We start from the raw sequence: 17259 nt of genomic DNA, 5'->3' as shown, positions 1-17259 counted from the left end.
GGGGTGACCCGAGTGAATGGTTTAGTCGATGGTCTTACCGCTCGCGACCGCGACGCGCACTTTCTTGCCGTCGACGATCTGCTTGCGGACACGGGTGGCCTTCCCGGTTTCGGGGTCCACCAGCGCCACCTTGCTGGCGTGCAGGGCCAGCTCGCGCTGTTCCTGACCGCCCTGAGGGTTGGTCATGCTGGGCTTGACGTTCTTGGTGATCACGTTCACGCCTTCCACGACGACCTTCTGGTCGCGGGGCAGGGCGAGCAGCACCTTACCGGTCTGACCCTTGTGCTTGCCGCTCAGGACGATGACGGTGTCACCCTTCTTGAAATGCAGCTTGTCGTTGTGGTGGCTGCCAGCGCTAGGACGGGGCATTACAGCACCTCCGGAGCCAGGGACACGATCTTCATGAAGCGGCGGTCACGCAGCTCGCGGGCCACCGGCCCGAAGACGCGGGTGCCGCGGGGCTCGCCCTGGTTGTTGATGATGACGGCGGCGTTGCGGTCAAAGCGGATGGTGCTGCCGTCGGCACGCTTGATGGCGTGGCTGGTGCGCACGACCACGGCCTTGACCACGTCGCCGGCCTTCACGGCGCCGCGGGGAGCCGCGTCCTTGACCGAGGCGACGATGATGTCACCGACGTGGGCGTAACGCTTGTTGCCGCCCCCACCGGTGGTCAGGCCCTTGCCGCCGATGCCGCTGTTGAGCACGCGAATGCACATGATTTCGCGCGCGCCGCTGTTGTCCGCCACGTCCAGGCGGGACTGAGGCATGATCATGCTTCACCTCCGGCGACTTCGGTTTCAGCGAGGGTGGTTTCGATGCCGCGGGGACGCTCGATCAGCTTGGTGACCTTCCAGGTCTTGGTCTTGCTGATGGGGCGCACCGCGATGATTTCCACCCGGTCACCGATCTTGTATTCGTTGTTCTCGTCGTGCGCCGCGTACTTGTGGCTGCGGGTCACGACCTTGCCGTACAGGGGGTGCGCGAAGCGGCGCTCGACCTTGACGCTCACGGTCTTGTCGGCCTTGTCGCTCACCACGACGCCCGTAAAGGTCTTTTTCATTGCTGCTCCCCTTTGCGGGCCAGCTCGGCCTTCACGGTGTTGAGCTGGGCCACTTCGCGGCGAAGCTGGCGCACGCGGTGGGGCTGGGCCAGTTGACCCGCCGCCGCCTGAAAGCGCAGCTCCATCAGTTCTTTCTTGCGGGCGTCGATTTCTTTGGCGAAATCGGTGGCCTGCAGGTTACGCATCTCACTGGGCTTCATCGTAAACCTCGCGCTTCACCATCTTGGTCTGGATGGGGAGCTTGTGACCGGCCAGGCGGAAGGCTTCCTTGGCCTGCTCTTCGGTCACGCCCGCCACCTCGAACATCACGCGGCCAGGCTTCACGACGCTGACCCAGTACTCCACAGCGCCCTTCCCCTTCCCCATTCGGGTTTCGGCGGGCTTCTTGGTCACGGGCTTGTCGGGGAAGATGCGGATGTAGATCTTACCGCCACGGCGGAAGTGACGGCTCATGACGATACGGCAGGCCTCGATCTGGTTGCTCTTGATCCAGGCGGGCTCCATGGCGATCAGGCCATAGTCGCCGAAGGCCACGTAATCGCCACCCTTGGCGTCGCCGGTCATGCGGCCACGGAACTGCTTACGGAACTTGGTGCGCTTCGGGAGAAGCATCATTCACCTCCGGTGCGGCGGCGCGCGGTCGGACGGCGGCGGGCCGGGCGGTCGCCACCTTCAGGACGGCGCTCGTCGCGGTCACGGCGCTGAGGACGGGCAAAGGTTTCGGTCTTGCCGCCGATCACTTCACCGTTGAACACCAGCACCTTGATGCCCAGGATGCCGTAGGTAGTCCGGGCCAGCGCGGTGCCGTAGTCGATGTCGGCGCGCAGGGTGTGCAGGGGCACGCGGCCTTCGAGCACCTTCTCGGTGCGGGCCTGCTCGGCGCCGCCGAGGCGACCGCTGAGGATCACCTTGACGCCGCGGGCGCCCGACTCCATCACGCGCTGCGCGGCCTGCTTCATGGCGCGGCGGAACGCGAAGCGGCGCTCGATCTGCTCGGCGATGCGCAGGGCGACCAGCGGGGCACTGATATTGGGGTTGGGGATCTCGGCGACGTTCACGGCCACCGTACCGGCAGACACCAGACGCTCGATGTCACCGCGCAGTTCCTTGATGCTCTCGCCGCCCTTACCGATCACCACGCCGGGCTTGGCGGCGGAGATGATCACGTTGACCTGCTGGCCGGCGCGTTCGATTTCGATGCGGGCGATGCCAGCGGCGGCCAGCTTCTTGTTGATCAGCTGACGGATCTGCTCGTCTTCCTTGAGCAGGCTGGCGTACTGCTTCTTGCCGGCGTACCAGCGGCTGTTCCAGCCCTTCGTCACGCCGAGGCGGAAGCCGTTGGGGTTGATCTTGTTACCCATTACTTGTTCCCCTTCTCGGCAACGATGATGGTGATGTGGCTGGTGCGCTTCTTGATGATGTTCGCCGAGCCACGGGCGCGGGGGATCAGACGCTTGAGGGTCGGGCCCGCGTCCACGTACGCTTCCTTCACGAACAGGCGATCTTCGAGCATCTCGTCGTTGTGCAGGGCGTTGGCCTTGGCGCTGTTGAGCACCTTGGCGACCGGCTCGCTGGCCGAACGGGGGATGAAGCGCAGCAGGTCTTCGGCGTCCTGCACGCTCTTGCCGCGGATCACGTCAACGACCAGGCGGACCTTGCGGGGGCTCATGCGGACGTACTTGGCAACGGCGAAGCCGGGCTTACGCAGCTTGACCTGCTGCTTACGCTGCTTCTTGTTGCGGAAAGTCTGTTCAGGAGCGGTCATTTCTTCTTGCTCCCCTTGGCGTTCTTGTCGGCGCCGTGCCCACGGTAGGTGCGGGTCGGGCTGAACTCACCGAGCTTGTGGCCGATCATCTGCTCGTTCACGAACACCGGAACGTGCTGCTTGCCGTTGTACACGGCGATGGTGTGACCAATCATCTCAGGAACGATGGTGGAGCGGCGGCTCCAGGTCTTGATCACGCGCTTGTCTTTCTTATCGTTCTGGGCGTCCACCTTCTTCAGGAGGTGGTCTTCCACGAACGGGCCTTTTTTGAGGCTACGGGGCATAACGACCCTCCTTACTTACGACGGGTGACGATGAAACGGTCCGAGGTCTTGCGCTTCCGGCGGGTCTTGAGGCCCTTGGTGGGCTTGCCCCAGGGGGTCACGGGAACGCGGCCCGCGCCGGTGCGACCTTCACCACCGCCGTGCGGGTGATCCACGGGGTTCATCGCGCTGCCGCGCTGGTGTGGCTTGCGCCCGAGCCAGCGGCTGCGTCCAGCCTTGCCCAGCACGATGTTCTTGTGCTCGGCGTTGCCCACGGCACCGATGGTGGCGTAGCACTCGCTGTGAACGCGGCGCAGTTCGCCGGAAGGCAGACGCACGATCACGTAGTCGCTTTCCTTACCCTGAACCTGCACGCTGGTGCCGGCGCTGCGGGCGAGCTGAGCGCCCTTGCCGGGAACCAGTTCGAGCGCGTGAACCACGGCACCCACCGGCACGAAGCGCAGGGGCAGCGCGTTGCCGAGCTTGGGTTCGGCTTCGGGGCCGGCGTTGACGGTCGCGCCCACGGTCAGACCTTCGGGGGCCAGGATGTAGCGCTTCTCGCCGTCGGCGTAGTGCAGCAGGGCGATGCGGGCGCTGCGGTTGGGATCGTACTCAATGGCAGCGACCTTAGCGTTCACGCCACTCTTGTCACGGCGCTTGAAGTCGATGATGCGGTAGAGGCGCTTGTGCCCGCCGCCGATGAAGCGGCTGGTGATGCGGCCACGGTTGTTGCGCCCACCGGTCTTGGGGAGGGCCTCGGTCAGCGCCTTCTCGGGGCGCTTCTTGGTCAGTCCGCTGAAGTCCGCAGTCGTCATCTGGCGACGGCTGGGGGTATAGGGACGGTACTTTTTGACGGCCATGTCTCAAATCTCCTTAGGCCTGGCCCGCCAGGGCCTCGATGCTCTGGCCTTCGGCGAGACGCACGATGGCCTTTTTGCGGTCATTGCGCTGACCGATAAAGCGGCCCACGCGCTTGCGCTTGCCCGGCACGTTCATGGTGCTGATGCCGATGACCCGCACCCCGAACGCCTGCTGAATCGCGTCCTTGATTTCGGTCTTGGTGGCCTTGGGGCTCACCCAGAACGAGTACACGCCGCGCTCCATGGCCGAGTAGGCCTTTTCGCTGATCACGGGCGCCTGCAGAATGTCGTAGTGGCTCACTGCTGCTCCTCCCCGGCTTCTTCTTCCACGATTTCGAGGGCAGCCGCGTCGATCACCAGGCGGTCGTGACGCAGGATGTCGTACACGTTCACGCCGGCCACCGGTAGCACGCTGACCCAGCTCACGTTGCGCGCGGCGCGGCGGGTGTTCTCATCGTCGGTCACCAGCAGGACCTTCTCGGTGCCGTCCAGGCCGTTTTGCTTGGCCCAGCTGATGAAGTTCTTGGTCTTGGCGTCGGCGATGTCAAAGCCGTCCACCGCAACCAACTTGCCACCTTCCTGACGGCTGGCAATTGCCATCGCCAGACCGAGCTGACGCACCTGACGGGGCAGGGTGTAGTCGTAGCTGCGGGGCTTGGGACCGAAGGCCACACCGCCGCCCACGAAGGTGGGAACGCTGCGGTCGCCGTGACGGGCGTTCCCGGTGCCTTTCTGGCCGTACATCTTGCGGCCCGTCTTGCTTACCTGAGCGCGGGTCCGGGTGCTGGCGGTGCCGCGGCGACGGCTGGCGAGTTGCCAGGTCACCACTTCGTGCAGCACGCCGCTGTTCACCTCGGGCAGGGGGAGCTCGATGGTGCGCCCGCCGTTTTGCCCGATGACGTTGATCTGCGCCATTACTTGCCTCCCTTGGCGGCACTGGCTTTGGCGGCGCTGCGCAGCACCACGAGTCCGCCGTTGGCGCCGGGAATCGCGCCCTTAACGAGAATCAGGTTCTCGCCCGCACGGATTTCCACCACTTCGAGGTTCTGCACGGTCACGCGCTCCATGCCCATGTGGCCGGCCATGCGCTTGCCCTTGTACACGCGGCCCGGGGTCTTACGCTGACCGATCGAACCGGGGCGGCGGTGCCACTTCTTCGAACCGTGGCTTGCGGGACCACCGGCAAAGTTCCAGCGCTTCATGACGCCCTGGGTGCCTTTGCCCTTGCTGGTGCCGGTCGCGTCGATCTTTTCGCCTTCAGCGAAGATGTCCACGTTCACGCTGTCGCCGTCAGGGGCGAAGCCGCGGAACTCGCGCAGAATGCGCGTCGGAGCGACGCCCGCCTTGGCGAAGTGACCCTGCATGGGCTTGTTCACCTTGCGCTCGGCCTTGGGCGCGTAACCGATCTGCACGGCTTCGTAGCCGTCGGTCTGCGCGGTCTTGCGCTGCACGATGGGGCAAGGGCCCGCCAGCACGACCGTCACGGGGATCGCACGGTCGTTTTTCCAGATCTGGGTCATGCCGATCTTGGTGCCGAGGATGCCCTTCATGCGCGGCCCCCGACGGTCTTGATCTCGATGTCGACGCCAGTAGGCAGGTCGAGGGTCATCAGAGAATCGATGGTCTTCTTGGTGGGGTTCATGATGTCCACCAGACGGTTGTGGGTGCGGATCTCAAAGTGCTCGCGGCTGTCCTTGTACTTGAAGGGGCTGCGCAGCACGGTGAAACGGCGGATGCGGGTGGGGAGCGGCACGGGACCGCTCACGTCCGCCCCGGTGCGCCGGACCGTGTCCACGATCTTGCTCGCGGACTGGTCCAGCGCCTTGTGGTCAAAGCCACGCAGTTTGATACGAATCTTCGGGGCAACCATGCTTATTACTCCAGAACCTTGGAGACGACGCCGGCGCCGACGGTGCGGCCCCCTTCGCGGATGGCGAAGCGCAGGCCTTCTTCCATGGCGATCGGCTTGATCAGTTCCACCGTGAAGGTCACGTTGTCACCGGGCATCACCATTTCCACGCCTTCTTGCAGTTCCACCACGCCCGTCACGTCCGTCGTGCGGAAGTAGAACTGGGGGCGGTAGCCACCGAAGAACGCGCTGTGACGGCCCCCTTCGTCCTTGCTCAGCACGTACACGCTGGCTTCGAACTTGGTGTGGGGCTTGATGCTGCCGGGCTTGGCGAGCACCTGACCACGTTCCACGTCGTCGCGCGCGACGCCGCGCAGCAGCACGCCGACGTTGTCACCAGCCATCCCGGAGTCGAGCAGCTTGCGGTGCATTTCGATGCCGGTCACGGTGGTCTTGCGGGTGTCGGTCAGGCCGACGATTTCGACTTCGTCCTGGACCTTGACGGTGCCGCGTTCCACGCGGCCCGTGGCGACGGTGCCGCGACCGGTGATGGTGAACACGTCTTCGACAGGCATCAGGAAGGTCTTGTCGGTGTCGCGCTCGGGGGTGGGGATGTAGGAATCGACCGCGTCGAGCAGTTCCCAGATGTAGTCGACCCACTTGTCGGTGCCGCGGGCCATCTTGGGGTTGGACTGCAGGGCTTCGAGGGCGCGCAGAGCGCTGCCCTTGACGACGGGGAGGTCGTCGCCGGGGAACTCGTACTTGCTGAGGAGTTCGCGGACTTCCATTTCGACCAGTTCCAGCAGTTCTTCGTCGTCTACCATGTCGACCTTGTTCATGAAGACGACGATGTAGGGCACGCCGACCTGACGGGCGAGGAGGATGTGCTCGCGGGTCTGGGGCATGGGGCCGTCAGCGGAGCTGACGACGAGGATGGCGCCGTCCATCTGCGCCGCGCCGGTGATCATGTTCTTGACGTAGTCGGCGTGGCCGGGGCAGTCGACGTGCGAGTAGTGCCGGGTTTCGGTCTGGTACTCGACGTGGGCGGTGTTGATGGTGATGCCGCGGGCCTTTTCTTCGGGGGCCTTGTCGATCTGGTCGTAGGCCAGGGTTTCGATGGTGGGGTCAGCCGAAGCGGCGGTGAAGGTGATGGCGGCGGTGAGGGTGGTCTTGCCGTGGTCGACGTGACCGATGGTGCCGATGTTCACGTGGGGCTTGGTGCGCTCGAACGTTCCTTTTGCCATTGTCTTACTCCCTCCAAGCGGTGGATTCACACGTAAAAACGTCCCTTTGATCGGGCTTCCCCCGCGCATGCCGCGAGGTTCTGGTGGTGTGACCCACATTGGGTTGATTCTCGCCAGGGCGGTGTCCCGCCTGCTCTCTGGCACGTTGCACCGGGCTGAGAGGCCACGGCGCACCGACTGCTTAGCTTACATGAAAAGGCCTAGAAGGGCAAGAGCGCCGGGCCGGGAATCCAGCAAAAAGGGCCAGTTCCCGTATAGGTTCCGTATAGGTTCCTGGCCCCGAACTAACTCTTGCCCGAAAACCCGCTCAGCGGCTCAGGTAAGCGGTCACCTGTTCGTCGAAGATCCCGATCAACATGATGACACCGAGCACCGTTCCAAAGGGAAAAAACAGCAGGCTCAGCACAGCGATCACGATGCTCGACACCCGACCAGCGCTTTTGCCCTCCAGCACAGCGCGCCGGGTGAAGTACAGCCACAGAATCAGCAGCGCCGTCAGAAAAAACGCGAGCCAGAGCGTCGTCTGAATCATCTCAGGCGAAAGCGGCGGTATGGGCTGTCCCGACGCCTTGCCATAGTCCGCCAGTAGATCGTTGATGGTCGTCCCGGAAAAAGGAATCGTCAGCAGCGAGATCGCGTTGTAAACCAGACCGATCATCAGCGGCACGGTCACGAAGCTCAGGCGCTGGGGCGGTGGCCCGGTCACGACCTGCTTGTTGGGCTGCCTGTTGGGGGAAGAGGGCAAACTCATGGCCCGCAGGTTAACAGGGCAGGGGTCTTTAGGCGCCAGTTGAAACGAAAAAAGCCCACCCCGAAAGGTGAGCTTTTCAGACCCGGAGGTCTTACTTCTTCATCAACTGCTGCGCCAGGTTGGTGGGCACCTGGGTGTAGTGATCGAAGAACATCGAGTAGCTGGCGCGGCCCTGGGTCTTGGAACGCATGTCGGTCGCGTAGCCGAACATTTCCGAGAGCGGCACGAACGCCTTGACGATCTGCGCGTTGCCGCGGGCTTCCATACCCTGAATCTGGCCACGACGGCTGTTCAGGTCGCCGATCACGTCGCCCATGTACTCCTCAGGGGTGGTGACTTCGACGCGCATCACGGGTTCGAGGATGGCGGGGCTGCCTTTCTGGACGGCTTCCTTGAGGCCCATCGAACCGGCGATCTTAAACGCCATTTCGCTGGAGTCGACTTCGTGGTACGAACCGTCGTAGATCACGACCTTGATGTCCACCACGGGGAAGCCGAGCATGGGGCCGCTCTGCATGGCTTCTTCCACACCCTTCTGGGCCGGCCCGATGTACTCCTTGGGCACGGTGCCGCCGACCACGGCGTTTTCGAAGATGAAACCCGCACCGGGTTCGAGGGGTTCGACACGCAGCTTGACGTGACCGTACTGACCACGACCACCCGACTGGCGGGCGAACTTGCTGTCGACTTCGACCTGCTTGGTGATGGTTTCACGGTAGGCCACCTGCGGGGCGCCCACGTTCGCTTCGACCTTGTACTCGCGCTTCAGGCGGTCCACCAGGATTTCCAGGTGCAGCTCGCCCATGCCGGCGATGGTCGTCTGACCGCTTTCCTGGTCGGTTTCGACCTTGAAGGTGGGGTCTTCTTCGGCGAGCTTCTGGAGGCCCACGCCCATCTTTTCCTGGTCGGCCTTGGTCTTGGGCTCGATGGCGAGCTTGATGACGGGCTCGGGGATGTCGATGGATTCGAGCAGCACGCGGTCGTCGCCGTCACCGATCAGGGTGTTGCCGGTGCCCGCGTCCTTGAGGCCGATCACGGCGCCGAGTTCACCGGCCTTGAGCTCGGTCACTTCCTCGCGGCTGTTGGCGTGCATCTTCAGCAGACGGCCCACGCGCTCGCGCTTGTCCTTGGAGGCGTTGTACACGTAGCTGCCCGAGGTCAGGGTGCCCGAGTAGATACGCACGAAGGTCAGGCGGCCCACGTAGGGGTCGGCCATGATCTTGAACGCCAGCGCGGCGAGCTTGCCTTCGGGGTCGGCGGGGAACTCGGTGACGGTTTCGCCGTCCTCGTGGGTGCCCTTGATGGACGGCACTTCGAGCGGGCTGGGCAGGTAGTCCACCACGGCGTCGAGGAGCAGCTGCACGCCCTTGTTCTTCAGGGCGCTGCCGCACAGCACCGGGAAGATCTGCTTGTCGATGGTGCCCTTACGGATCGCCGCGATGAGTTCCTGCTGGGTGGGCTCTTCGCCTTCGAGGAACTTCATCATCAGGTCTTCGTCGACTTCAGCGGCCGCTTCGATCAGCTGCTGGCGCATCTCGTTGACCTTGTCCATGTACTCGGCGGGCACGTCGCCCACCTGAATCTCGGTGCCGAGATCGTTGGTGAAGGTGTGGGCCTGCATCCGGACAATGTCGATGACGCCCTTGAAGTCGTTTTCCGCGCCCATGGGGTACTGGATGGGGGCGGGAATGGCGCCGAGGCGCTCGCGGATGTCGTTCACCACGAGGTCGAAGCTTGCGCCGGTCTTGTCCATCTTGTTGGCGAACGCCACGCGGGGCACGCCGTAACGGTCGGCCTGACGCCACACGGTTTCACTCTGCGGCTCGACGCCCTGGCTGGAGTCGAACACGGCGACCGCGCCGTCGAGCACGCGCATGGAGCGCTCGACTTCGATGGTGAAGTCCACGTGACCGGGGGTGTCGATGATGTTGACGGTGTAGTCCTCACCGGTTTCGGTGTGGGTCCAGTGGGCGGTGGTGGCGGCGGCGGTGATGGTGATGCCGCGCTCGCGCTCCTGCTCCATCCAGTCCATCTGTGAGGCGCCCTCGTGGGTTTCACCCAGGTTGCGGATGCGGCCCGTGAAAAACAGGATGCGCTCGGTGGTGGTGGTCTTGCCGGCGTCGATGTGCGCGGCAATCCCGATGTTGCGGAAGTGGGTCAGGTACTGCTGAGACTTGGTGATCGTCATAAGACTCCCTGTAATACGGCGGCACCGTCAGGTGGCCGTGATGGATCTTCCTGCTAGTCCTGCTGGGTAACTCAGCCCGAGGCGAGCGGACGGCGGGGCAAAGGCGCTCCACCGTCCGCGTCCGGCTGGGAGGCGGGCAGGCCGCTTCATCTCTATTCCACCACTCTCAGCGTTACGCTGCCAGCAGTTTCATTACAAAGAAACGGATGCTTGTGCCCCGCACAGCCACTCTGGGCCAGTCACCCAGACGCCGGAAATTACCAGCGGTAGTGCGCGTAGGCGCGGTTGGCTTCGGCCATGCGCTCCACGTCGTCTTTCTTCTTGATGGCGCCGCCACGGCCCTGCGCGGCGTCCATGATTTCGCCGGCGAGGCGCTCGATGGCGGTGCGCTCGGGGCGACCGTCCACGGCGCTGATCATCCAGCGCAGGGTCAGGCTCTGCTGACGGCGGGGGCCGACTTCGACGGGCACCTGGTAGGTCGAGCCACCGACGCGGCGGCTGCGCACTTCGACGCGGGGCTTGACGTTGTCATACGCCTGCTTGAAGACCTTCAGCGGCTCCTGGCCGGTGCGCTCCTGCACCAGACGGCAGGCTCCGTAGAAAATGCGGCTGGCGAGGTTCTTCTTGCCATCACGCATGATGCGGTTGATCATCGCGCTCACCAGCACGTCCTGGTACACCAGGTCGGGCTGAACGGGGCGCACTTCTGCTCTGCGGCGACGTGCCATGTTCTTGCTCCTTGATTCTCACGCCCTTGGGCGCGGTGTGCGTCAACTCTGGGCAGCCGCGTCACCTCTGAGCTGTTTCTCAGACGCAGTGACGCGTCAGGCCTGCCGATTTACTTCTTGGCCGCGGCGGCGCCCGCTTTGGGCTTCTTGGTGCCGTACTTGGAGCGGCTCTTGTTGCGGTCCTTGACGCCCTGGGTGTCGAGGCTGCCGCGCACGATGTGGTAACGCACACCGGGGAGGTCTTTCACACGGCCCCCGCGAATCAGCACGACGCTGTGTTCCTGGAGGTTGTGGCCTTCGCCGGGGATATAGGCGGTGACTTCGAAGCCGCTGGACAGGCGCACGCGGGCAATCTTACGCAGCGCCGAGTTGGGCTTCTTGGGGGTGGTGGTCTTCACGACCGTGCACACGCCGCGGCGGAAGGGGCTGCCCTTCAGGGCCGGGACCTTGCTCTTTTTCTGGAGAACCTTGCGGCCCTTACGCAGAAGTTGCTGGGTGGTAGGCAAAACATCACTCCTGTTTCTTTGATTTGAAGCTCGCCGGGGAGGGCGGGGGCTTCAGAAGAAGGCTGCCCACACGGGGGGAGCAGCGCCGGGTTGACGAACGGAAAACGGCGGGCGTGGCCCAGGTGCCATTTCCATGAGGTGATCACCAGCGGCGTCAAAAGGAAGTGCTCAGAAAGTGCCCGCGTGGCCGATGCCGAGAAACGCCCCTGGTGCAACCCCTTCCCAGAGCACGCTTTCCAACCTTGCCATGATAAGCGAGAGCACCGAAGAGTTACAAGTGCGGCAGCAAACAATGTCGGCGAGCAGGAACAGGAAAGAGGCGGGGAAGCTTGCACCTCCGCCGCCCTCTCCTCTCTTTCTCGCTTGTTATTGACCGCCGAGCGCCGCCGACACCACCTCGCGGGCTTCTTCGAAGACTTGTTGCAGGTGCTCCTCGCCCCGGAAGCTCTCGCCGTAGATTTTGTACACGTCCTCGGTGCCGCTGGGCCGGGCGGCGAACCAAGCGTGCTCGGTGGTGACCTTGAGGCCGCCGATGGCCGCGTCGTTGCCGGGTGCGCGGGTCAGCTTGGCGGTGATGGGGTCACCCGCCAGCGTGGTCGCCGTGACCTGTTCGGGCGAGAGGTTCGACAGGACCTTTTTCTGCTCGGCGTTGGCGGGCGCGTCCACCCGGCTGTACGCCGTTTCGCCGTAGCGGGCGGTCAGGTCGCGCAGGCGCTCGGAGGGCGTCTTGCCCGTCCGGGCCGTCATCTCGGCGGCGAGCAGACCGGGAATCAGACCGTCCTTGTCGGTGCTCCAGGCGCCGCCGTCGAGCCTCAGGAAACTCGCGCCCGCCGACTCCTCACCGCCGAAGCCGAGTTCACCCGAGAGCAGACCCTCCACGAAGTATTTGAAGCCCACCGGCACCTCGACGAGCCGCCGCCCCAGGCCCGCTGCCACCCGGTCAATGAGGGCCGAACTCACCAGCGTTTTGCCGACCCCAGCACTGGGCTGCCAGCCGGGGCGATTCTGGAACAGGTATTCGATCATGACGGCGAGGTAGTGGTTGGGGTTCATCAGGCCGTCTTTGGTCACGACGCCGTGGCGGTCGGCGTCGGGGTCGTTGCCGATGGCGACGTCGAAATCGTCCTTGAGGCGCAGCAGGCCCGCCATCGCGTAGGGGCTGGAGCAGTCCATGCGAATCTTGCCGTCCTTGTCCACCGACATGAAGGCGAAGCGCGGGTCGATCTCGCGGTTGACGATGGTCAGGCCGAGGCCATAGCGCGCCTCAATCGCCTCCCACACCGGCAGGCTGGACCCACCGAGCGGATCGACGCCGATGCGCACGCCCGACTGCCGAATCACATCCAGGTCGATGACCTGCGGCAACTGCTCGACGTAGGGCGCGATGAAGTCGAAGGGCAGGGCCGCAGCCAGCGCGTCGGCGAGGGGAACCTGTTTTACATCTTTCAGGCCGCCGCGCACAGGTCGTTGGCGCGGGCCTGCACCTGCCCGGTCACGTCGGTGTCGGCGGGGCCACCCGAGGGGGGGTTGTACTTGAAGCCGCCATCTTGAGGGGGGTTGTGGCTCGGGGTGATGACGATGCCGTCTGCCGTGCCGCCATCAAGAGGGCCGCCCTGCCCGGCGCGGTTGTGTTCCAGAATCGCGTGGCTGACGAGCGGCGTGGGCGTGAAAAAGCCCGGCTGGACGTGGACCTTTACCCCGTTCGCCACCAGCACCCGCAGGGCGGTGGACCAGGCGGGTTCGGACAACGCGTGGGTGTCGAGGCCCATGAACAGCGGCCCGTCGATGCCCGCCCCGGCGCGGTACTCGGCCACCGCCTGTGCAATCGCCTGAATGTGCGCCTCGTTGAAGGTGCCGTTCAGGCTGGTGCCCCGGTGCCCGCTGGTGCCGAACGCGACCTGCTGCGCGGCGCTGCCGGGGTCGGGGCGGGTCTCGTAGTACTGCGCGACCAGGCGCGGGATATTGGTCAGCAAGGACTGGGGGGCGGGTTTTCCGGCGAGCTCGCTGAGGGACATGCCGTCAGTCTAGAGCAGTTCTCCGAATTACGCGGGTGTCGGCAACAGCACCGCCACCCGCTCCATTCTCCGTCCTGCTCAACGTTTTGTACTCGTTCCGCTCGCCAAAAAGCTGTGCCATCTTTTTGTCAAATGCTCTAGAGCAGGCACCGGAAGGCCGCCGCCAGGGATTCTTTAGAGCCTGGACCGCCAGGAGGCATAGAAAAGGGACGCCGTTCCTCTGGGAGGTCGGGCACCCCTTTAGGCTATTCAGTACGCAGGCCGCGTCGGTGCCCTTACTCCACCGTCACCGACTTGGCGAGGTTGCGCGGCTTGTCCACGTCCTTGCCGAGCGCCGTCGCGGTGAAGTAGGCGAGCAGTTGCATCGCCACCGCGTTGACCACCGGGCTGACGAGTTCGTGGGCACGGGGCAGGTACACCACGTCGTCGCCGTGCAGGGCATTTTCTTCGTCGCCGTCGGAGAGAAACAGAATGACCTTGCCGGCGCGGGCACGGACTTCCTGCACGTTGGAAATGGTCTTTTCGAGCAAGCGGCTCTCCGTCGCAATCACCGCGACCGGCAGGTTCTCGTCGATCAGGGCGATGGGGCCGTGCTTCATCTCGCCCGCCGCGTAGGCCTCGGCGTGGATGTAGCTGATTTCCTTGAGCTTGAGTGCGCCCTCGAAGGCGGTGGGGCTGTTCACGCCGCGCCCCAGAAACAGGTAGTCGCGGGCGTGGGCGTACTTCTCGGCGACTTCCTTGATGCGCTGCACGCGCTCGGGCTTGAGCGCGTCCTCGACCAGGCGGGGCAGTTCGCGGGCGGCGTGGATCAGCTCGGCGCCCTCCGCGTCGCTCAGGGTGCCGCGCGCGCGGCCCAGCCACAGCGCCAGCATCAGGAAGGCACTCACCATGCTGGTGTACGCCTTGGTACTCGCCACGCCGATTTCGGGTCCGGCGTGGATATACAGCGTGCTGTCGAGTTCGCGGGTCATGGAGCTGCCCTTGGCGTTGATGACGCCCAGCGTTTGCGCCCCGCCCTTTTTCGCCTCGCGCATGGCCTCGAGCGTGTCGATGGTTTCGCCCGACTGGCTCACCGCAATCGCCAGGGTGTTTTCCCCGACCAGCGGGTTGCGATAGCGGTACTCGCTCGCCACGTCCACCTCCACCGGGATGCGGGCGAGCTGCTCGATCAGGTACTCGCCGACCAGCCCGGCGTAGTACGCAGTGCCGCAGGCCACGATGGAGATGCGCTTGAACGACGTGGGGTCGAGGCTGATGTCGAGGTCCACCGCGCCCTGTTCGTCACGCAGGCGCCCGAGCAGGGTGTTGGTCAGCGCCTGGGGCTGCTCGTAGATTTCCTTGAGCATGTAGGTGTCGAATCCGCCCTTCTCGGCGGCCTCGGCGTCCCACTCGATGGTCTCCACGTCGCGCTGCACGGGGTGGCCTTGCAGGTCGGTGACGCGGTAGCCGTCGTCGCTGAGAATCACCATATCGCCGTCCATCAGGAACACCATCTGCCGGGTGTAGGCGAGCAGCGCGGGCACGTCCGAGGCCAGGAACATCTCGCCTTCGCCCACGCCCATCACCAGCGGGGACACGGTGCGGGCCGCCACGATTTCGCGGTGGTCCACATGGGTCACGACGAGCGCGTAGGCCCCGCGCACCTGCGCCAGCGCCGCCTGCACCGCTTCTTCGAGGTTGCCCTGGTACGCCTCCTCGATCAGGTGGGCGACCACTTCAGAGTCGGTGTCGCTCTTGAAGGTGTGGCCGCGTGCGAGCAGCTCTTCCTTGAGCGGCAGGTAGTTCTCGATGATGCCGTTGTGCACTAGCACGATGCGCCCGTCTTCGGTGGTGTGGGGGTGGCTGTTGCGGTCGTTGGGCAGACCGTGGGTGGCCCAGCGGGTGTGCCCGATGCCAAAGCTGCCGCTCAGCGGCGCGGCCTGCAAGTCACCCGCGAGGTTGGCGAGCTTGCCCGCCTTCTTGCGCACCGCGATGCACGCGCCGTCACCGACCGCCACGCCCGCGCTGTCGTAACCACGGTATTCGAGCTTGGAAAGACCGCTCAGCAGCACGTCCTGCGCCTGCCTGGGACCGATATAACCGACAATTCCACACATAAAAGCTCCTCTGGCGTGCGTGGGCGCCTTGCCTCGCCCGGAGGACTCCGCTTCCGCACCGGGGCGAAAAGGGAAGGTCCACCGGGGGACGGCGCCGCGCACAGCCACTTGCTGGGGTGTGGTGAGCTGCCCGGCCTTATGCCCGCATTGCTGCGGGGCTTATCGCCGGGCTTGCGCGTGGTTCTGCCTGCCGGAGTCTTTGACTCAGAGCGGCAAAGCACGCGCCGGGTAGGCCCGTTCACCGGGGCCTGGAGGCATCCGCAGAAAAGTCGCTGACCTCCACCTCGTCTCCCCGGCTTGTGACATCACGTGTCGCCGGGGCCTTGCGCTGCCCGAAGAAGTCGAACCCCGCCCACTCGTGTGGGGTTCGGCGGGCAGGATAGCACCCGAACACACCGATGAGCGCCGCAGGCAAGTGAGCAGGATGTGTAAGACACTCAGGGTCGCGCCCGGCCCGCGTCCTGCTAGGATGGGCGCGGCCTCGCTCGCGTGCGAGACGGGCTTTCTCCATCCCGACCCCCTGTTTTGCCGGGGACGGCGCCCAGCCGGCGCTCGCCCCCGCCCCGAAGGACCCCACTGATGCCCACCTACCTCTACAAAGACCTGAACACCGGCGAAATCTACGAACTCGTGCAGCACATGCGCGACGACCCCTACACCGAGCACCCCGAAACCGGCGCGCCGGTCAAACGGGTGCTGTCGCGCCCGGCCATCGCCTTTAAAGGCAGCGGCTTTTACGTCAACGACTCGCGCAAGTCGGGCGGCGAGGGGGGCGGCGGCGAGTGAAGCCCCTGCGCGCCGCCGCCCTGACGCTGCTGCTGTTCGGCGCGGCGGCCGGCGCATATCTGGTCGGGCGGGTATCAGCCCAGCAGGCGCTGGTCACCCCCGACGAGATCAACACCGTGGAGGTCGTGCAGGCCGCGCTGCCCGCCGTGGTGCGTATCGACGTGCGGCTGCGTAAGGAAGCGCTGCAACCCGGCGACGACCCGGTCGAAGTCGGCAGCGGATTTTTTTACAAGCGTGACCTGATCGTGACCAACTATCACGTGGTCGAGGACCAGGAAGCGATCACGGTCACGCTGTCCAACGGCCGGCAGGCGACCGCCCGCATCGAGGCCACCGACCCCGGCATCGACATCGCGCTGCTGCGGGTGCAGGGGGTCACGGCGCCGGGCACGCTGGCGTTCGGAGACAGTGCGCGGCTGGTGCCGGGACAAAAGCTGCTGGTCATCGGCACGCCGCTGCGTTTTCCCAACTTCGTGAGCACCGGGATTTTCAGCGTGCTCGCCAGCGCCCGCGACGTGCCGCGCACCGACACGATTGCCCAGGAGGTCGGGCAGTACCTGGCGACCACCGCCAGCATCCAGCAGGGCAACTCCGGCGGCCCGGTCCTCGACTCGCGCGGCGCCGTGGTCGGGGTGGCCGCCGCCAACGCCGCGCCGAACCTGGCGGTGGCGGGATTGATCGGGCTGGCGCTGCCGAGCGACCTGGTGGCGCAGAGCGTGGACGACCTCGAAAAGACCGGCGCCCCGCAGCGCGGCACCCTGGGCGCGACCCTGGTGGACCTCGACACCCTCGACCCCGGCTGCGCGAGTTCGCGGGCCTGACGAGTGCCGAGGGCGCCCTGGTGGACGAGGTGGCCGCCGGAAGCGCCGCCGCTGTGGCCGACCTGCGCGGCTCGCTACGCAACGCCAAGGGGCAACTGCTCGCCCCGCTGGGCGACGTGATCGTGGCGGTGGACGGCCAGAGCGTGCGTAACTCCTTTGACGTGATCCGGCTGGTCGCGGCCAAGCGCCCCGGCGAAACGGTGACCCTGACCCTGTGGCGCGACCGCCAGCAGGTCAAGGTGCCGGTAACGCTGCTCAAGCGCACGGTGGGCTAAGAGCCGGGCAAGCGAGCGCGGCAAAAGGGCGTGGCGGGCGAAGGGGCATCTC

The 17259-nt window shown here is 65.3% G+C and carries 22 protein-coding genes and 1 pseudogene; 3 read left to right on the top strand and 20 right to left on the bottom strand.

Going from position 1 to position 17259, the window contains the following annotated elements:
• Nucleotides 1–21: 21 nt before the first annotated feature.
• From rplX to glmS, 20 genes and pseudogenes are all read right to left on the bottom strand, one after another.
• A complete protein-coding gene (rplX, locus tag DR_RS01670) occupies nucleotides 22–330 on the bottom strand; it encodes a 50S ribosomal protein L24 (RefSeq protein WP_187767769.1) in 309 nt (102 codons plus the stop codon).
• A gap of 38 nt (nucleotides 331–368) precedes the next feature.
• Entirely contained in the window at nucleotides 369–773 is a 405-nt protein-coding gene (gene rplN / locus DR_RS01665; RefSeq protein WP_010886966.1) for a 50S ribosomal protein L14, read from the bottom strand.
• Nucleotides 770–1060 carry a 30S ribosomal protein S17 gene (gene rpsQ, locus DR_RS01660; RefSeq protein WP_010886965.1) on the bottom strand — a complete coding sequence of 97 codons (291 nt, stop codon included), beginning with the start codon at nucleotides 1058–1060 and terminating at the stop codon, nucleotides 770–772. The genes rplN and rpsQ overlap by 4 nt, the downstream gene beginning before the upstream one ends.
• Complete coding sequence (rpmC, locus tag DR_RS01655) at nucleotides 1057–1260, bottom strand: 50S ribosomal protein L29 (RefSeq protein WP_010886964.1); 204 nt, start codon at nucleotides 1258–1260, stop codon at nucleotides 1057–1059. Before rpmC ends, rpsQ begins: the two co-directional genes overlap by 4 nt.
• Complete coding sequence (gene rplP / locus DR_RS01650) at nucleotides 1247–1672, bottom strand: 50S ribosomal protein L16 (protein ID WP_025567820.1); 426 nt, start codon at nucleotides 1670–1672, stop codon at nucleotides 1247–1249. The genes rpmC and rplP overlap by 14 nt, the downstream gene beginning before the upstream one ends.
• On the bottom strand, nucleotides 1672–2421 hold the full coding sequence (rpsC, locus tag DR_RS01645; RefSeq protein ID WP_010886962.1) for a 30S ribosomal protein S3: 750 nt from the start codon (nucleotides 2419–2421) through the stop codon (nucleotides 1672–1674). The genes rplP and rpsC overlap by 1 nt, the downstream gene beginning before the upstream one ends.
• Nucleotides 2421–2825: a 50S ribosomal protein L22 gene (gene rplV / locus DR_RS01640; RefSeq protein WP_010886961.1), complete on the bottom strand. Its 405-nt coding sequence runs from the start codon at nucleotides 2823–2825 to the stop codon at nucleotides 2421–2423. Before rplV ends, rpsC begins: the two co-directional genes overlap by 1 nt.
• Nucleotides 2822–3109, bottom strand: coding sequence for a 30S ribosomal protein S19 (rpsS, locus tag DR_RS01635; RefSeq protein ID WP_010886960.1), 288 nt, complete (start codon nucleotides 3107–3109; stop codon nucleotides 2822–2824). Before rpsS ends, rplV begins: the two co-directional genes overlap by 4 nt.
• Before the next feature lie 11 nt (nucleotides 3110–3120).
• On the bottom strand, nucleotides 3121–3948 hold the full coding sequence (rplB, locus tag DR_RS01630) for a 50S ribosomal protein L2 (protein WP_010886959.1): 828 nt from the start codon (nucleotides 3946–3948) through the stop codon (nucleotides 3121–3123).
• A gap of 13 nt (nucleotides 3949–3961) precedes the next feature.
• A complete protein-coding gene (locus DR_RS01625; protein ID WP_010886958.1) occupies nucleotides 3962–4249 on the bottom strand; it encodes a 50S ribosomal protein L23 in 288 nt (95 codons plus the stop codon).
• Nucleotides 4246–4863 carry a 50S ribosomal protein L4 gene (gene rplD / locus DR_RS01620; protein WP_010886957.1) on the bottom strand — a complete coding sequence of 206 codons (618 nt, stop codon included), beginning with the start codon at nucleotides 4861–4863 and terminating at the stop codon, nucleotides 4246–4248. The genes DR_RS01625 and rplD overlap by 4 nt, the downstream gene beginning before the upstream one ends.
• The gene (rplC, locus tag DR_RS01615) at nucleotides 4863–5498 is read right to left on the bottom strand and encodes a 50S ribosomal protein L3 (RefSeq protein WP_010886956.1); all 636 of its coding nucleotides are present in this window, start codon (nucleotides 5496–5498) and stop codon (nucleotides 4863–4865) included. The genes rplD and rplC overlap by 1 nt, the downstream gene beginning before the upstream one ends.
• Nucleotides 5495–5818, bottom strand: coding sequence for a 30S ribosomal protein S10 (rpsJ, locus tag DR_RS01610; protein WP_010886955.1), 324 nt, complete (start codon nucleotides 5816–5818; stop codon nucleotides 5495–5497). Before rpsJ ends, rplC begins: the two co-directional genes overlap by 4 nt.
• Before the next feature lie 5 nt (nucleotides 5819–5823).
• Complete coding sequence (tuf, locus tag DR_RS01605) at nucleotides 5824–7041, bottom strand: elongation factor Tu (RefSeq protein ID WP_010886954.1); 1218 nt, start codon at nucleotides 7039–7041, stop codon at nucleotides 5824–5826.
• Between the two features lie 307 nt (nucleotides 7042–7348).
• Nucleotides 7349–7792 (bottom strand): hypothetical protein, encoded by a 444-nt coding sequence (locus tag DR_RS01600; protein WP_010886953.1) that lies wholly within the window; start codon nucleotides 7790–7792, stop codon nucleotides 7349–7351.
• A gap of 91 nt (nucleotides 7793–7883) precedes the next feature.
• The gene (fusA, locus tag DR_RS01595) at nucleotides 7884–9980 is read right to left on the bottom strand and encodes an elongation factor G (protein ID WP_010886952.1); all 2097 of its coding nucleotides are present in this window, start codon (nucleotides 9978–9980) and stop codon (nucleotides 7884–7886) included.
• A gap of 257 nt (nucleotides 9981–10237) precedes the next feature.
• Nucleotides 10238–10708, bottom strand: coding sequence for a 30S ribosomal protein S7 (gene rpsG, locus DR_RS01590; RefSeq protein ID WP_010886951.1), 471 nt, complete (start codon nucleotides 10706–10708; stop codon nucleotides 10238–10240).
• A 110-nt stretch (nucleotides 10709–10818) separates the two neighbouring features.
• Nucleotides 10819–11214 (bottom strand): 30S ribosomal protein S12, encoded by a 396-nt coding sequence (gene rpsL, locus DR_RS01585; protein WP_010886950.1) that lies wholly within the window; start codon nucleotides 11212–11214, stop codon nucleotides 10819–10821.
• A 366-nt stretch (nucleotides 11215–11580) separates the two neighbouring features.
• Nucleotides 11581–13229, bottom strand: a pseudogene (gene pgm / locus DR_RS01580) (phosphoglucomutase (alpha-D-glucose-1,6-bisphosphate-dependent)).
• A gap of 275 nt (nucleotides 13230–13504) precedes the next feature.
• Entirely contained in the window at nucleotides 13505–15325 is a 1821-nt protein-coding gene (gene glmS, locus DR_RS01570) for a glutamine--fructose-6-phosphate transaminase (isomerizing) (protein WP_027480280.1), read from the bottom strand.
• 579 nt (nucleotides 15326–15904) lie between these two features.
• Here glmS and DR_RS01565 point away from each other — a divergent pair.
• From DR_RS01565 to DR_RS17225, 3 genes are read left to right on the top strand one after another with little or no spacing between them, the layout of a single operon-like run.
• Nucleotides 15905–16111 carry an FmdB family zinc ribbon protein gene (locus DR_RS01565; RefSeq protein WP_027480281.1) on the top strand — a complete coding sequence of 69 codons (207 nt, stop codon included), beginning with the start codon at nucleotides 15905–15907 and terminating at the stop codon, nucleotides 16109–16111.
• A complete protein-coding gene (locus DR_RS01560; RefSeq protein ID WP_010886945.1) occupies nucleotides 16108–16932 on the top strand; it encodes a S1C family serine protease in 825 nt (274 codons plus the stop codon). Before DR_RS01565 ends, DR_RS01560 begins: the two co-directional genes overlap by 4 nt.
• 20 nt (nucleotides 16933–16952) lie before the next feature.
• Entirely contained in the window at nucleotides 16953–17207 is a 255-nt protein-coding gene (locus tag DR_RS17225) for a PDZ domain-containing protein (RefSeq protein WP_420895951.1), read from the top strand.
• Nucleotides 17208–17259 lie beyond the last annotated feature (52 nt).

The organism is Deinococcus radiodurans R1 = ATCC 13939 = DSM 20539 (assembly GCF_000008565.1).
GTDB lineage: Bacteria > Deinococcota > Deinococci > Deinococcales > Deinococcaceae > Deinococcus > Deinococcus radiodurans.
The sequence above is the reverse complement of the archived record's forward strand: the minus strand, read 5'-3'. Positions and strand labels throughout refer to the sequence as shown.

Bases quoted from the DNA above. Each gene is read 5' to 3' on its own strand.
- rplB (WP_010886959.1), bottom strand. From the start codon at position 3,948: ATGGCCGTCAAAAAGTACCGTCCCTATACCCCCAGCCGTCGCCAGATG.
- rplV (WP_010886961.1), bottom strand. From the start codon at position 2,825: ATGACCGCTCCTGAACAGACTTTCCGCAACAAGAAGCAGCGTAAGCAG.
- rplD (WP_010886957.1), bottom strand. From the start codon at position 4,863: ATGGCGCAGATCAACGTCATCGGGCAAAACGGCGGGCGCACCATCGAG.
- fusA (WP_010886952.1), bottom strand. From the start codon at position 9,980: ATGACGATCACCAAGTCTCAGCAGTACCTGACCCACTTCCGCAACATC.
- rplP (WP_025567820.1), bottom strand. From the start codon at position 1,672: ATGCTTCTCCCGAAGCGCACCAAGTTCCGTAAGCAGTTCCGTGGCCGC.
- glmS (WP_027480280.1), bottom strand. From the start codon at position 15,325: ATGTGTGGAATTGTCGGTTATATCGGTCCCAGGCAGGCGCAGGACGTG.
- rplN (WP_010886966.1), bottom strand. From the start codon at position 773: ATGATCATGCCTCAGTCCCGCCTGGACGTGGCGGACAACAGCGGCGCG.
- rpmC (WP_010886964.1), bottom strand. From the start codon at position 1,260: ATGAAGCCCAGTGAGATGCGTAACCTGCAGGCCACCGATTTCGCCAAA.
- rpsG (WP_010886951.1), bottom strand. From the start codon at position 10,708: ATGGCACGTCGCCGCAGAGCAGAAGTGCGCCCCGTTCAGCCCGACCTG.
- rpsC (WP_010886962.1), bottom strand. From the start codon at position 2,421: ATGGGTAACAAGATCAACCCCAACGGCTTCCGCCTCGGCGTGACGAAG.
- rpsQ (WP_010886965.1), bottom strand. From the start codon at position 1,060: ATGAAAAAGACCTTTACGGGCGTCGTGGTGAGCGACAAGGCCGACAAG.
- rpsJ (WP_010886955.1), bottom strand. From the start codon at position 5,818: ATGGTTGCCCCGAAGATTCGTATCAAACTGCGTGGCTTTGACCACAAG.
- tuf (WP_010886954.1), bottom strand. From the start codon at position 7,041: ATGGCAAAAGGAACGTTCGAGCGCACCAAGCCCCACGTGAACATCGGC.
- rplC (WP_010886956.1), bottom strand. From the start codon at position 5,498: ATGAAGGGCATCCTCGGCACCAAGATCGGCATGACCCAGATCTGGAAA.
- DR_RS01565 (WP_027480281.1), top strand. From the start codon at position 15,905: ATGCCCACCTACCTCTACAAAGACCTGAACACCGGCGAAATCTACGAA.
- rpsS (WP_010886960.1), bottom strand. From the start codon at position 3,109: ATGCCCCGTAGCCTCAAAAAAGGCCCGTTCGTGGAAGACCACCTCCTG.
- DR_RS01600 (WP_010886953.1), bottom strand. From the start codon at position 7,792: ATGAGTTTGCCCTCTTCCCCCAACAGGCAGCCCAACAAGCAGGTCGTG.